The organism is Nonomuraea sp. NPDC049684, from assembly GCF_044465345.1.
Classification (GTDB): Bacteria; Actinomycetota; Actinomycetes; order Streptosporangiales; family Streptosporangiaceae; genus Nonomuraea.
Genome location: NZ_JBITLO010000002.1, coordinates 689,054 through 701,611, shown reverse-complemented (window position 1 = coordinate 701,611; position 12,558 = coordinate 689,054). Strand labels below are relative to the sequence as shown.

11 protein-coding genes are annotated in these 12,558 nt (G+C 68.0%); 8 read left to right on the top strand and 3 right to left on the bottom strand.

The window, feature by feature from the left end:
- The first annotated feature begins 160 nt into the window (after positions 1-160).
- Positions 161-829, top strand: coding sequence for a response regulator transcription factor (locus ACIBST_RS08975; protein WP_043620820.1), 669 nt, complete (start codon positions 161-163; stop codon positions 827-829).
- Positions 830-833: 4 nt separating this feature from the next.
- Positions 834-2,111 carry an ATP-binding protein gene (locus ACIBST_RS08970; protein ID WP_352361812.1) on the top strand — a complete coding sequence of 426 codons (1,278 nt, stop codon included), beginning with the start codon at positions 834-836 and terminating at the stop codon, positions 2,109-2,111.
- On the opposite strand, the gene ACIBST_RS08965 is transcribed toward ACIBST_RS08970, so the two are convergent.
- Complete coding sequence (locus ACIBST_RS08965; protein WP_397170330.1) at positions 2,095-2,571, bottom strand: GtrA family protein; 477 nt, start codon at positions 2,569-2,571, stop codon at positions 2,095-2,097. The genes ACIBST_RS08970 and ACIBST_RS08965 overlap by 17 nt on opposite strands.
- 227 nt (positions 2,572-2,798) lie before the next feature.
- On the opposite strand from ACIBST_RS08965, the gene ACIBST_RS08960 reads away from it, so the two are divergent.
- The 3 genes from ACIBST_RS08960 to purE are packed head-to-tail and all read left to right on the top strand — an operon-like array spanning position 2,799 to position 5,260.
- Complete coding sequence (locus ACIBST_RS08960) at positions 2,799-3,572, top strand: hypothetical protein (protein WP_397170328.1); 774 nt, start codon at positions 2,799-2,801, stop codon at positions 3,570-3,572.
- Between the two features lie 42 nt (positions 3,573-3,614).
- Positions 3,615-4,763 carry a 5-(carboxyamino)imidazole ribonucleotide synthase gene (locus ACIBST_RS08955; RefSeq protein ID WP_397170326.1) on the top strand — a complete coding sequence of 383 codons (1,149 nt, stop codon included), beginning with the start codon at positions 3,615-3,617 and terminating at the stop codon, positions 4,761-4,763.
- A 20-nt stretch (positions 4,764-4,783) separates the two neighbouring features.
- Positions 4,784-5,260, top strand: coding sequence for a 5-(carboxyamino)imidazole ribonucleotide mutase (gene purE / locus ACIBST_RS08950; protein WP_357702729.1), 477 nt, complete (start codon positions 4,784-4,786; stop codon positions 5,258-5,260).
- Positions 5,261-5,361: 101 nt separating this feature from the next.
- Here the strand turns inward: purE and ACIBST_RS08945 are convergent, their stop codons facing one another.
- Entirely contained in the window at positions 5,362-6,675 is a 1,314-nt protein-coding gene (locus tag ACIBST_RS08945; protein WP_397170324.1) for a UDP-glucose dehydrogenase family protein, read from the bottom strand.
- 123 nt (positions 6,676-6,798) lie between these two features.
- Here ACIBST_RS08945 and ACIBST_RS08940 point away from each other — a divergent pair, with 123 nt between their 5' ends.
- Positions 6,799-7,962, top strand: coding sequence for an acyl-CoA dehydrogenase family protein (locus ACIBST_RS08940; protein WP_352321609.1), 1,164 nt, complete (start codon positions 6,799-6,801; stop codon positions 7,960-7,962).
- 2,264 nt (positions 7,963-10,226) lie between these two features.
- On the opposite strand, the gene ACIBST_RS08935 is transcribed toward ACIBST_RS08940, so the two are convergent.
- Positions 10,227-10,886, bottom strand: a complete 660-nt coding sequence (locus tag ACIBST_RS08935; RefSeq protein ID WP_397170322.1) for a hypothetical protein — start codon at positions 10,884-10,886, stop codon at positions 10,227-10,229.
- 105 nt (positions 10,887-10,991) lie between these two features.
- On the opposite strand from ACIBST_RS08935, the gene ACIBST_RS08930 reads away from it, so the two are divergent.
- Both ACIBST_RS08930 and ACIBST_RS08925 read left to right on the top strand, forming a co-directional pair.
- The gene (locus ACIBST_RS08930; RefSeq protein ID WP_397170721.1) at positions 10,992-11,648 is read left to right on the top strand and encodes a DNA alkylation repair protein; all 657 of its coding nucleotides are present in this window, start codon (positions 10,992-10,994) and stop codon (positions 11,646-11,648) included.
- Between the two features lie 75 nt (positions 11,649-11,723).
- On the top strand, positions 11,724-12,350 hold the full coding sequence (locus ACIBST_RS08925) for a DUF4240 domain-containing protein (protein ID WP_397170320.1): 627 nt from the start codon (positions 11,724-11,726) through the stop codon (positions 12,348-12,350).
- Positions 12,351-12,558: the final 208 nt, after the last annotated feature.

The window sequence follows — 12,558 nt, the reverse complement described above, 5'->3', positions numbered from 1 at the left end:
AGCCTGGAGCGCTTTGTGTTTTCCCCTCGATAATCGCGGTAATTTAATCACGACTAACCCTTATTTAGCTTCGTTTGCCCAGGTCAATGGATAGGTCAACGACAAGTCAAACCGCGCGCTGTGCCCGGGAAACGATCGCCTAAGGTCCTACGATCGCTTCATGACCTGCGTACTTCTCGCCGAGGATGACACCTCGATCTCCGAGCCACTCGCGCGTGCGCTACGCCGCGAGGGCTATCAGGTAGAGGTGAGCCCCGACGGCCCGCAGGCCCTGGAGAGGGCCCTGTCGGGCGGCATCGACCTCATCGTTCTCGACCTCGGGCTGCCAGAGATGGACGGTCTTGAGGTCGCGCGCCGGATCCGTGCCGAGGGGCACGGCACCCCGGTTCTGATACTCACGGCCCGCGTGGACGAGGTGGACACCGTCGTCGGCCTCGACGCCGGCGCCGACGACTACGTGACCAAGCCGTTCCGGCTGGCCGAGCTGCTGGCCCGGGTGCGCGCGCTGCTGCGGCGCGGCACCTCCGAGACCCCGGTCGTGCAGGGGGTCCGCATCGACGCCGACTCCCGCCGCGCCTGGATGGGGGAGAAGGAGCTGCACCTGACGACCAAGGAGTTCGACCTGCTGCGGGTCCTGGTCCGCGACGCCGGCAAGGTCGTCACCCGGGAGCAGATCATGCGCGAGGTGTGGGACACCAACTGGTGGGGTTCGACCAAGACCCTCGACATGCACATCTCCTGGCTGCGCCGCAAACTCGGCGACGATGCCGCCAAGCCCCGATACATCACGACGGTCCGGGGAGTCGGCTTCCGGTTCGAACGCGAGTAGGCGCATGCGCCGTCGACTGCTCTCCTCCACACTGGTCGTCGCGGTCATCGCGGTCCTGTTGCTGGGGGTCCCCCTGGGCGTCGTGGTCAGCCGTCTGATCGTCGACGAGGCGGCTCAGGAGCTCGGGGCGGAAGCCAAGCGTCTCGTGGGCGAGGTCGAGTACGCCCGGGTCCAGGAGACCCCGCTCGACCCGCAACAACTGGAACAGAAGTACCCGGGCAGGTACATCCAGATCTGGGAACGCGGAACCCCTCTGCGGGTGACCGTCGTCGGCACGGCGCCGGCGTCGGGTCACCTGATGACCGAGGACGCCCAGACCAACACCGGTGTCTACGTCCGGATAAGTCGTGACCGGGATCAGGTCGAGCGCGACGTCCGGGCCAGGCTGCTGCTGATCGTGGCGCTGGCCGTCGCGGCGCTCGCGGTGGCCGTGAGCCTGGCCGTCGTACAGTCACGCAGACTGACGCTGCCCCTGCAGGACCTGGCGAAGATCGCCGAGCGGCTGGGGTCGGGCGACGCGCGGCCGAGCAAGCACCGCTACGGCATCCCCGAGCTGGACCGCGTGGCCCAGGTGCTCGACCGCAGCGCCACCCGCATCTCCGACCTGCTCACCCGCGAACGCGAGTTCGCCACCGACGCCTCCCATCAGCTCCGCACGCCCCTGACCGGCCTGACCATGCGCCTGGAGGAGATCGTCGCCGCCTCGAACGAGCCGGAGGTCGTCCGCGAGGAGGGCGAGGCGGCCATCGTGCAGGCCGAGCGCCTGACCGCGGTGATCGACGAGCTGCTCGCGGCGGCCCGTCGCCAGCGCCACGCCCAGGCCGAGCCCGTCGCCATCGACGAGGTGCTCATCCAGCAGATCACCGAGTGGGAGCCGGTCTTCCGCGAGGCGGGCCGCACGCTGCACCTCGACGGCACCCGCGGCCTGAAGGCGATGGCCACCACCGGCGGCTTCGGCCAGGTCATCGCCTCGCTGCTGGAGAACTCCCTGCGCCACGGCGGCGGCACGGTCACCGTCACCAGCACCTGCGGCGACAACTACATCGTGATCGAGGTCGCCGACGAGGGCCCCGGCATCGCCGACGAGATCGCACCCAAGATCTTCGAACGCAACGTCAGCGGCGGCGGAGGCACCGGCCTCGGGCTCACCCTCGCCCGCGCGCTGGCCGCCGCCGACGGCGGACGGCTGGAACTGGTGCGCCGCCGGCCGGCGACGTTCGCCATCTTCCTGCGCCCGGCCGAGGAGGACAGCAGGAACCGCGTGGTCAGCGGTCCTGCCTGAGCTCCGGCAGCTCCACCGGGATCGGCTCGGTGGCCTCCAGGAACACCCACTTCTTGTACGACCAGTAGCGGAACAGCGTGCCGAGGCCGACGCCGGCGAAGTTGGCGATGTTCAGGCTCAGGCCGTCGTGCAGGTGGAGGGTGTACTTGGTGAAGCCGATCACCAGCAGGCCGAACAGCAGGGCGACGCCGTTGAGCAGGAAGAACAGGAAGTATTCGCGGCCGAGGCCGCTCTGCTCGCGGTGGCGGAAGGTCCAGAAGCGGTTGCCCAGGTACGCGAAGGTCGCCGAGATCGTGGTGGCGAGCACCTTGGAGGTGAGGGGGCCCCACTCGAAGCCGAGCAGGAAGAGGTTGTAGACACCCGTGTCGAGCAGAAAGGCGACGGCCCCGATGCTCCCGAATTTCGCCAGTTCGTGAACCAGGGACTCGAACCGCTGGTAGAGGCGCTTGGCAAACTCCACGTCCGCGCTCGGTCCTTCCCCTCGGCGAGACTGACCACCTCAGCGTACCGGCGATGTCGTACGGCCGGTGTCAGGGGGCCGAACATGCCCCGCAAAGACCACTTCTAGAAATATCGCCTTATGGGCGGCATTTCTGAAAGATCGGCATTACGCTGCCGTTCAGATCGCGGGCCCGCCCGCGATGTCGGACCTGCCGCTCCAGACGGCCGCCCTCCCGGGAGCCACCTGTGCCGCTTCGACTGCTCGCGTTGGTCCTGGCCCTGCTCACCGCGGGCTGTGGCGCGACCGGCGGCGCCCCGGTGCTCCAGGAGGACCGCACGCCTGCCCCGGCAGCCGCGCCACGGGTCGACCCGGCGACCGCCGAGCAGGCGTTCTCGCTGCTCAGGCAGCTCGACGAGGCCTGGCAGCGGCGGGACTGCGCCGCCGTACGGGAGCTGACCACGTGGGCGGAGCGGACGCTGGACGGCCGTGCCTGCGAGGCGACCCGGAACGGCCGTCCAGCCCGTCCAGCCGACCCCGTCTACCTGCTGCCGGACGCGGGCGACTGGTTCGCCGCGCTGGCCCGCGAGCCCTCGCCCGCGTACTACCTGTTCTTCCTGGAGGACGGCCGCTGGCGGCTGGGCGCGGGGCCGGTCCCGGTGCCCGGCGAGCCGGCGCGGGAGGCCGCCGAGGCGCCGTCGTCGCTGGTCAGGCAGGCCCGGCTGGTGCCGCAGCGGCACCTGACGTACCTCACCGACCCGGCCGGGGTGGCGGGCGTGCGCTTCCCGCCGGGGGACCCGCTGCGCGGGCTGCTCAAGGACGTCACCGCGAACCGGGCCGACGTCGAGCTGTTCGGCACGCGTACCCTCGCGATCCCGGTGGCCGCCGGGTCCGTCCTGGTGTTCGACGCGGTGCGGCTCACGTACAAGGGCGGGCGCACGGATCTGGTGGTGATGGCCGGCCTCGTCGGCACGGGCAACCGGATCAGGACGCTCGGGCTGCGCCGGGGGCGGGCGAGTTGACAACGGCGAGGTAGTCGTTCCGTCCCGGTAAGCTCACCTCACGTGAGTTCCTACAGTCCCATCGGGCCGGTCGTCGGCATCGTCGGCGCCGGTCAGCTCGCCCGGATGACGCAGCCGCCGGCCATCGCGCTCGGGGTCGAGCTGCGGGTGCTGGCCGCCGCCCCCGGGGAGAGCGCCGCACGAGTGATCGTCGACACCCAGGTCGGAGACTACCGCGACCTGGCCGACCTGCGGGCCTTCGCCCAGGGCTGCGACGCGATCACGTTCGACCACGAGCACGTGCCGACCGAGCACATCAGGGCCCTGATCGCCGACGGCCACGCCGTCCACCCGGGCGCCGACGCGCTCGTGCACGCACAGGACAAAGCCGTCATGCGCGAACGGCTGACCGCGATCGGCGTGCCCTGCCCGGCCTGGGCCAGGGTCGCCTCGGCGGCGGACGCCGCGGCGTTCGCCGACGAGCACGGCTGGCCGGTCGTGCTGAAGTCGGTCCGCGGCGGCTACGACGGGCGCGGCGTGTGGGTCTGCCGCACCCCCGACGACGTGGCCGAGGCGTTCGCCACCGGCGTCGAGCTGATGGCCGAGGCTTTCGTGCCGTTCGAGCGGGAGCTCGCGGTGCTGGTGGCCCGCTCGCCCCACGGGCAGGGCGTCAGCTACCCGGTCGTGGAGACCGTGCAGCAGGACGGCATCTGCGTCGAGGTGCTCGCCCCCGCCCCCGGCATGGACCCCGAGGACGCCGCCGTCGCCCAGCGCATCGGCCTGAAGATCGCCCACGAGCTGGGCGTGACCGGGCTGCTGGCGGTGGAGCTGTTCCAGACCGCCGGCGGGCTCGTGGTGAACGAGCTGGCCATGCGCCCCCACAACAGCGGCCACTGGACGATCGAAGGCTCCACCACGTCCCAGTTCGAGCAGCACCTGCGGGCCGTGCTCGACCTGCCGCTCGGCTCGCCCGCGATGACCGCCCCGGTCGTCGTCATGGCCAACCTGCTGGGCGGCGACGACCCCGACCTGTTCAAGCGCTACGAGCACGTGCTGGCCCACGACCCCGGCATCAAGCTGCACTTCTACGGCAAGGAAGTGCGTCCGGGCCGCAAGATCGGGCACGTCACGGCCCTGGGCGCCGATCTCGACAAGGTCCGCGCCCGCGCCCGCCACGCCGCCGTCTACCTCATGACCGGGGAGTACACGTGACAGCTCGAATCGGGATCGTCATGGGGTCGGATTCCGACTGGCCCGTGATGAAGGCCGCGGCCGAGGCCGTGGCGGAGTTCGGGGTGCCGTTCGAGGCCGACGTCGTCTCGGCCCACCGCATGCCGGTCGAGATGATCGAGTACGGCCGGCAGGCGGCCTCCCGCGGCATCCGGGTGATCATCGCGGGGGCCGGCGGGGCGGCGCACCTGCCCGGCATGCTGGCCTCGGTGACGCCGCTGCCGGTGATCGGGGTGCCGGTGCCGCTGAAGTACCTCGACGGGATGGACTCCCTGCTGTCGATCGTCCAGATGCCGGCCGGGGTGCCGGTGGCCACGGTGGCGGTCGGGGGCGCGCGCAACGCGGGGCTGCTGGCCGTCCGCATCCTCGGGGCCTCAGACGCCGGGCTGCGCGAGCGCATGGAGGAGTTCCAGGGGCGTCTCAAGGAGCAGGCGTACGCCAAGGGTGAGAAGCTGCGCGCGGAGGCCGCGGAGCTCTGAGCAGGCAACTCAGGGCCGTCCAGGGGCAGAACGGACTTACCCGGGCGCCCGGTTCCCCGTGCTGAGGGGTCCCGGGCGTTCGGGAAGGCGCCGCGCGGAGGTCACGGGCGGCCGAGCGCCCGGTAGTGCCAGCCGGCCGAGCGCCACACCTCGGAGTTGAGCGCGTTGCGGCCGTCGACGATGCGCCGGGTCGCGACCACCGCGCCCAGCTCCTCCGGATCGAGCTCCAGGAACTCTTTCCACTCCGTCAGCAGCAGCACCACGTGCGCCCCGCGGACCGCCTCGACGGCCGACTCGCCGTAGTTCAGCTCCGGGTGAGCCTTGCGAGCGTTGTCGAGCGCGATCGGGTCGTAGACGGTGACCTGTCCGCCCTGGTGGCCGATCGTCACGGCGACGTCCAGGGCGGGGGAGTCGCGAATGTCGTCCGAGTTCGGCTTGAAGGCCGCGCCCAGCACGCCGACCGTGCACCCGTGGAACGAGCCGCCCGCCAGCTCCCTGGCCAGGTCGACCATGCGGGCGCGGCGGCGCATGTTGATCGCGTCGACCTCGCGCAGGAACGTCAGCGCCTGGTCGGCGCCCAGCTCGCCGGCCCGTGCCATGAAGGCCCTGATGTCCTTGGGCAGGCAGCCGCCGCCGAAGCCGAGCCCGGCGTTGAGGAAGCGCCCGCCGATGCGGTCGTCGTACGACAGCGCCTCGGACAGCTGCTTGACGTCGGCGTGCGCGGCCTCGCAGACCTCGGCCATGGCGTTGATGAAGGAGATCTTGGTGGCCAGGAAGGCGTTGGCCGCCGTCTTGACCAGCTCCGACGTCGCGAAGTCGGTCACCACGAACGGGACGTCCCCGAGCGGCGCGTACACGTCGCGCAGCACCTTCTCGGCCCGCTCCGAGCGCACGCCGAGCACGATGCGGTCGGGGTGCAGGGTGTCCTCCACCGCGAAGCCCTCGCGCAGGAACTCGGGGTTCCAGGCCAGCTCGACGCCCACGCCCGCCGGCGACAGGCGGGCGAGCTTGTCGGCCATGCGCTCGGCGGTGCCGACCGGCACGGTGGACTTGCCGACGACCAGGCACTCGCGGTCGAGAAGCGGCGCGAGCGACTCGATGGCGCTGTCCATGTACGACACGTCCGCGGCGTACTCGCCCTTCTTCTGCGGTGTGCCGACGCAGACGAAGTGCACGTCGCCGAAGGCGGCGACCTCTTCGTAGGAGCTGGTGAAGCGAAGACGCCCGGAGTCGAGCCCACGGCGGAGCACGGGTTCCAGCCCGGGCTCGTGGATGGGGAGCTCACCGTCGTTCAGCCGGCGGATCTTGTCCGCGTCAATGTCGAGGCCAAGGACTTCGAATCCGAGATCCGCCATGCAGGCCGCATGCGTGATGCCCAGGTATCCGGTCCCGATCACCGTGAGGCGATATGGCACGAGCGAGCTCCTTTCGATCGCCAGGCATGCTACCGGCCTTCGCTACCTCCTTCGTGCCACCTGCGTCTGTTCGCAAACCGTACTAGCTGGTAACAAAGTGCTCGGACGTCCTAGTATCTAGGCATGAGCTTCCCTCTCTATGCGCCCGCCGAAGAGCACGACATGCTCAGGGAGACGGTCCGCGCCCTGGCCGACGAGAAGATCGCGCCGCAGGCCGCGGCGGCCGACGAGTCCGAAGAGTTCCCCTGGGACGTCTACAAGGCCCTCGTCGCCGCCGACCTGCACGCCGTCCACGTTCCCGAGGAGTACGGGGGCGCCGGGGCGGACGCGCTGGCCGCGGTGATCGTCATCGAGGAGGTCGCGCGGGCCTGCGCGTCGTCCTCGCTCATCCCGGCCGTGAACAAGCTGGGCACCGTGCCGCTCCTGCTCTCGGCGTCCGAGGAGCTCAAGCAGCGTTACCTCGCGCCGGTGGCGAGGGGCGAGGCCATGTTCTCGTACGCGCTGTCCGAGCCGGAGGCGGGCTCCGACGCCGCCGCCATGAAGACCCGCGCCGTCCTCGACGGCGACCACTACGTGCTCAACGGCACCAAGATGTGGATCACCAACGCCGGCGTCTCCGAGTACTACACGCTGATGGCCGTGACCGACCCGTCCGCCGGCGCCCGGGGCATCTCCGCCTTCGTGGTGGAGAAGTCCGACGAAGGCGTCTCCTTCGGGCCGAAGGAGAAGAAGCTCGGCATCAAGGCTTCGCCCACCCGCCAGGTGATCCTGGAGAACGTGCGCATCCCGGCGTCCCGCATGATCGGCGAGCCAGGCACCGGCTTCAAGACGGCCCTCGCCACCCTCGACCACACCCGCGTCACGATCGCCGCCCAGGCGCTGGGCATCGCCCAGGGCGCCCTCGACTACGCGATCGGCTACGTCAAGGAGCGCAAGCAGTTCGGCCGTCCGATCGGCGACTTCCAGGGCCTGCAGTTCATGATCGCCGACATGGCGATGAAGCTGGAGGCGGCCAGGCAGCTGACGTACCGCGCCGCCGCCAAGAGCGAGCTGGCGATGCACGGACAGCCGCAGAAGGACCTGACGTTCCTGTCGAGCGCCGCCAAGTGCGCCGCCTCGGACGCCGCCATGGAGATCACCACTGATGCGGTGCAGCTTTTGGGCGGGTACGGGTACACGAAGGACTTCCCGGTGGAACGCATGATGCGCGACGCCAAGATCACCCAGATCTACGAGGGCACCAACCAGATCCAGCGCATGGTGATGGCCCGCCAGCTCCTCAAGTAGCCCCTGACGTGCGAGAACCCCGCCTGCCGGTCGGCTGAGGCGGGGCTCGCTGTCTTGTGGTTGCCGGGCTAACGATCACTGTTCCGTGCCTGTTCCGTGAGAGACGCGGCGCGGACGGAACAGACGGTCGTCGATCCCCGAGCGGGCTCAGTTGTAGGAGCCAGGCATCCAGTGGACGTGCAGGTCACGCAACTGGCAACTTCTTGAGGATGAACGGTCGAGGCCGGCCGAGGCCGCAGTTCCCTTCGTTGCTGACACCGCGGCGCCGAGGACACCAGCACGCAAACCTCGGCCCTTGCGCACTTGCCCGCGATGGGCTGCGGCACACCGATCGTCCCGACGCCCTGGTACGTACCGGCAAGCGGCACATCCGAGCATGATGGACCTGGCCGCGCCTGATGCTCGCTCTTCTCAGACCTTGCCCACGCCGCAGCACCTCAATGAGAGCCGTGGCAGACCTCAGCCGCATGATGCGCCTACTCGTGGCGTTACAGGGTTTGGCCCTGCCTCAAGCTCCGCCTCAGGTCAGAGTGGCAGAAGATCAGCGAGTCCCCTTCAACCATGAGCGGTGGCTTTCTGTGTTGAGCTGCAGGACGATGGTCTCCAGGAGTCCGGCTGCTCGATGCGCGGCTATGCCGTCACCTTCCAACTGTCCATTGTCCCGACGGCGCGTTTGCCCATGGCGTGGACGCGGCCAATGTCTCGCTGTCCTCGGGATGGCCAGGGGCGAGAGCGCTGCCGCTTGGACGGTGTCCGAACCGTGCTGCGCGCCCGAGATATCCCTTGCCGGCGGAAGAGAGCTCAGTAGATGTTGTGCGAGGCGCGCTTGGGCGGTGGTTTTCTCCTTGGCTGCCGCGAGGGGCACCGGACCGGCCATGGCAGGACAAACCTACGTGCCGGCAGGAATCACCGATAAGCGCGGAAGGCCATCGAGAAGCGTGCAAAGGGCACAGCAGTTCGTCCAGGCGGGTCTGGGCCAGTTCCCTCGCGAGGAGGTGATCAGACCAACACCAATTCCTGACGAGAGCACCAAACGCCATTTATGGCTCATCCGAATGTCCGTGGAACTGAGCGGCATGTCGGTTCGTTGGCATGCTGTGAGGGCTTCTGGTGTCCACAAGAGAGTAAAAATAAATGGCGCGCCTGTTTGTATACGGCGGCGGCGGATGCAGACGGTCCTTCCGGGCGTTATCGTAATATTTCTGCTGATCGACCTGGTGTGGGAAATAGTTCGACGTAACGTCGCTCCATCCATGCTTGCGGTGTGGCCATGGCGACTGACTGTATTCGATGTCCAAACTGCTGCCAATCTTGTCGTGATACTAGGCGGCTTACTCATCGCCCGCGATCAGTTCTCGAAGTCCATCTCGGCCACGCTGGGCACCAGAGGCGACGAGAGAGTGGCGAGTAGCCATATTCGCTCTCGCTGGACCGTGCATATAAAGAACAGTGGGCCGGGTCGTTGCGTGGTTGATCTGGTCGAGTTTCGATACAGGATGCGAGCCGCTCACGTCGAGGGGTCTCAACCCGAAACCTGGCTCACCTGGGAGCAGGTTTGCTCGGACTTAAATCGGAACGGTCTGGTCAGGAGTCGTGACTACTACCTTCAGTGTCTAGGTGCAGGGATGACGATCCCGGGAAACTCGGTCCCTCATTCGGAGATTGCGGCATGGGCCGAGCGGGCGCTTCGCACTCTGGAAAGTCTCGAGATGCATATTATATATCGAGATGTTTCGGGTGATAAGTATGAGATGATACATGATCTCCTATATACGGCCCACACTGTATGGCGCCTGGAGAAAGGTTAACTCTAAAAGGAGTCTGATCCCCCGTAAGATGCATGTGTGAACGGGTGTGCATATCCATGCCGGCCTATCGTCGCTCGCCTTTGAAGCTTGACCGGGGCTGTGTGAAGAAGTGCGGCAATTCAGGCTTTGTAGCGCGCCCGATGGGTGAATGCAAGGGATGTCAGACGACTAAGGGATGAGCGCCAACTACAGCCGGGACTCGTGCTCGGCCTTCCGGGCGCTGGACTTCCTCAGGCGGCTGGTCTGGAGGTAGGAGGTCGTCTGGCTTCATGCGGGGACCCACCAGTACCCGGCACATGGTGAAGAGCCGCTAAATCCTCAAGAAGCGGGTTGCCAGACGGAGTCTCGTCCGCTCGTCATGCATGGTGGAGTGGGGCTCGTCGGGCGATCGGGGGTGAGTGATCGGTGTGCTGTAGGAGGCGAGAGCTCAGCTGGAGGGCCTGTGGGGGCAGTCGGTCAGACGAAGCCTTCGGCGGTCAGGCGGGTGCCGTGTTCGTCGATGAGGTGGCGTTGGCCCGAACCGCCGACGACGCGGCACCAGCTTTCCACGGTCAGCTGGGTTCGCTCCAGCCGGTAGCTGAAGCCGCCGTACATGCCGGGGACGGCGAACCAGCAGGCCGGGTGCCGTTGCTCGGTCAGAGGTTCCAGTTCGGGGAGGCGTAGCTGGTGCTCGGTGACCAGGTCGTCGGCGCGTTCGTGGATCAGTGCGTGGAAGTGGCGCAGGATCGAGCTCAGGGTTGCGGCCGGCAGGTGGTGGTGGATGACCGGGGCGAGCGGTGCCAGGAGGTGGTGGTGTCCGCGGCGCGTGGCGATGTCGATCGGCCGCTCTCCTTGAGCCGTACGGAGCGTGCGCCAAGCGCCGCGGGCGGCCAGCCGGTGCACGACGCTGACGTCGGCGCCGTGCCAGGCGGCCTGGTGGAGCGGGGCGTATCCGCTGGTGCCGCCGACTCTGCCGCCGTTGACCCATTCGGGATGCTCTTCGAGCAGCTCGAAGACTGTGGGCCAGGCGCCGTCACGTGCGGCGTCGGCCAGTTTGTCGCGTCCTTCGATCAGGTGGTCCTTGTAGCTGGACCGCAGAGTGACGCCGTCCCACCTCGAAGCCTTGCCCTGTTCCATGCAGTCCCCGTCCGGTCGGTCACGGAGACACACCAAAGTACGTTACGACGCGTTTAGGCTGGAGGTGCTTCTGAGGAGGTGGCCGGGGTGACGTTGACCGAGGTGATGGCCGAGCTGGCCGAGCTGGAGGATCCCAAGGCGCGCGAGGTGAACGAGAGGCACGGCGACGATCACGGCGTGAACCTCGGCAAGCTGCGCGCCCTCGCCAAGCGGCTGAAGACGCAGCAGGAACTCGCACGCGAGCTCTGGGCGACGGGGGACACCGCGGCGAGGTTGCTGGCGACGCTGGTCTGCCGTCCGAAGGCGTTCGAGCGGGACGAACTGGACACCATGGTGCGCCAGGCGCGTACGCCGAAGGTGCGCGACTGGCTCGTGAACTACGTGGTGAAGAAGAGCCCGCACTCCGAAGAGCTGCGCGTGGCCTGGTCGGCCGATCCCGATCCGCTGGTCGCGAGCGCCGGGTGGGCGTTGACCGTCGAGCGCGTGGCGAAGAAGCCCGAGGGGCTCGACCTGGTGGAGCTGCTCGACGTCATCGAGGCGGAGATGAAGGACGCCCCCGACCGCCTGCAGTGGGAGATGAACAACTGCCTGGCTCACATCGGGATCGAGCACGCCGAGCACCGCGCCCGTGCGATCGACATCGGTGAGCGCCTGGAGGTGCTCAAGGACTATCCGACGTCCCCGGGGTGCACCTCGCCGTTCGCGCCGGTGTGGATCGCGGAGATGGTACGCCGGGAGCAGGGCGGGGCGGCGGCTTCCTAGGTGGCGGCCCTGATGGTTTCAGGGGCTCAGGGGTTTCTTTACGCTGCTTCGTTCGCGATGTCAGCATGTCCGGCCATGGACGTCGACGGCTTCTGGGAACTGATCGAGCGCTCCGGCCGTGCGGCTGAGACCAAGGACGCGCGGCTCGCGTGGATGCTGGAGGAGCTTTCCGGTCGTTCTCCGGAAGAGCTGATCGACTACCAATGCCTGTGGACGGGTCTTCAGGCGCGCGGTTGCACCATGGATTTGTACGCCGCCCATTGGTGGGTGTTCAGCAGTGGTTCGCTGGACGGGTTCGAATACTTCGTGAGCTGGCTCATCAGCCTCGGGCGAGAATCGTTCGAGAGGGTCGCCGACTGCCCGGACCTGCTCATCGAACTGCCTCAGGTGTTACCTTACCTGGATCTCAAGAGGGCATATTCCGCCTCGAAGAAGGCCCGCTCGCGGGACATGGTGCGTCGCCTTGAGGAGGAGGGGCCGGATTTCGAGCTGCTGGCCTACGTCGCGCACGAAGCCTTTGAGAGGGTCACCGGTTCGGAGTCCGCGGCGTTGTACGAGGCCGTTCATAGGCGCGGGGTTTTCAGCGGTTTCCCTTTGATTCCGGCGCTCGGCGGCGTCCCGGATGGTGAGCAATGGGATCTCGAAGACCCGCGGGAATTTCGGCGGAGGTTGCCGCGAATTGCGCGTCATCGGGGGTTGTGAAGGGCGAGAGGGATTTCGTCATCGCTCGGAATTCGCGCGGGTCCGGGAGTCGGAGGCCCGCGAATCGTGATGCGTGCATGGCGTGATGGCCGGGGGCGTTGCCGGGTTTGACGGAAAGTCGCAGGATTCCGGCCCCTCGCCGTCCCGGCCGCGGGCGGGCGGGATCACTGACATGGACACCGGGTCGAAGCTGTCCGCCGTCTAGGGC

Bases quoted from the DNA above. Each gene is read 5' to 3' on its own strand.
- ACIBST_RS08935 (WP_397170322.1), bottom strand. From the start codon at position 10,886: ATGGAACAGGGCAAGGCTTCGAGGTGGGACGGCGTCACTCTGCGGTCC.
- ACIBST_RS08970 (WP_352361812.1), top strand. From the start codon at position 834: ATGCGCCGTCGACTGCTCTCCTCCACACTGGTCGTCGCGGTCATCGCG.
- ACIBST_RS08975 (WP_043620820.1), top strand. From the start codon at position 161: ATGACCTGCGTACTTCTCGCCGAGGATGACACCTCGATCTCCGAGCCA.
- ACIBST_RS08940 (WP_352321609.1), top strand. From the start codon at position 6,799: ATGAGCTTCCCTCTCTATGCGCCCGCCGAAGAGCACGACATGCTCAGG.
- purE (WP_357702729.1), top strand. From the start codon at position 4,784: ATGGGGTCGGATTCCGACTGGCCCGTGATGAAGGCCGCGGCCGAGGCC.
- ACIBST_RS08925 (WP_397170320.1), top strand. From the start codon at position 11,724: ATGGACGTCGACGGCTTCTGGGAACTGATCGAGCGCTCCGGCCGTGCG.
- ACIBST_RS08930 (WP_397170721.1), top strand. From the start codon at position 10,992: ATGGCCGAGCTGGCCGAGCTGGAGGATCCCAAGGCGCGCGAGGTGAAC.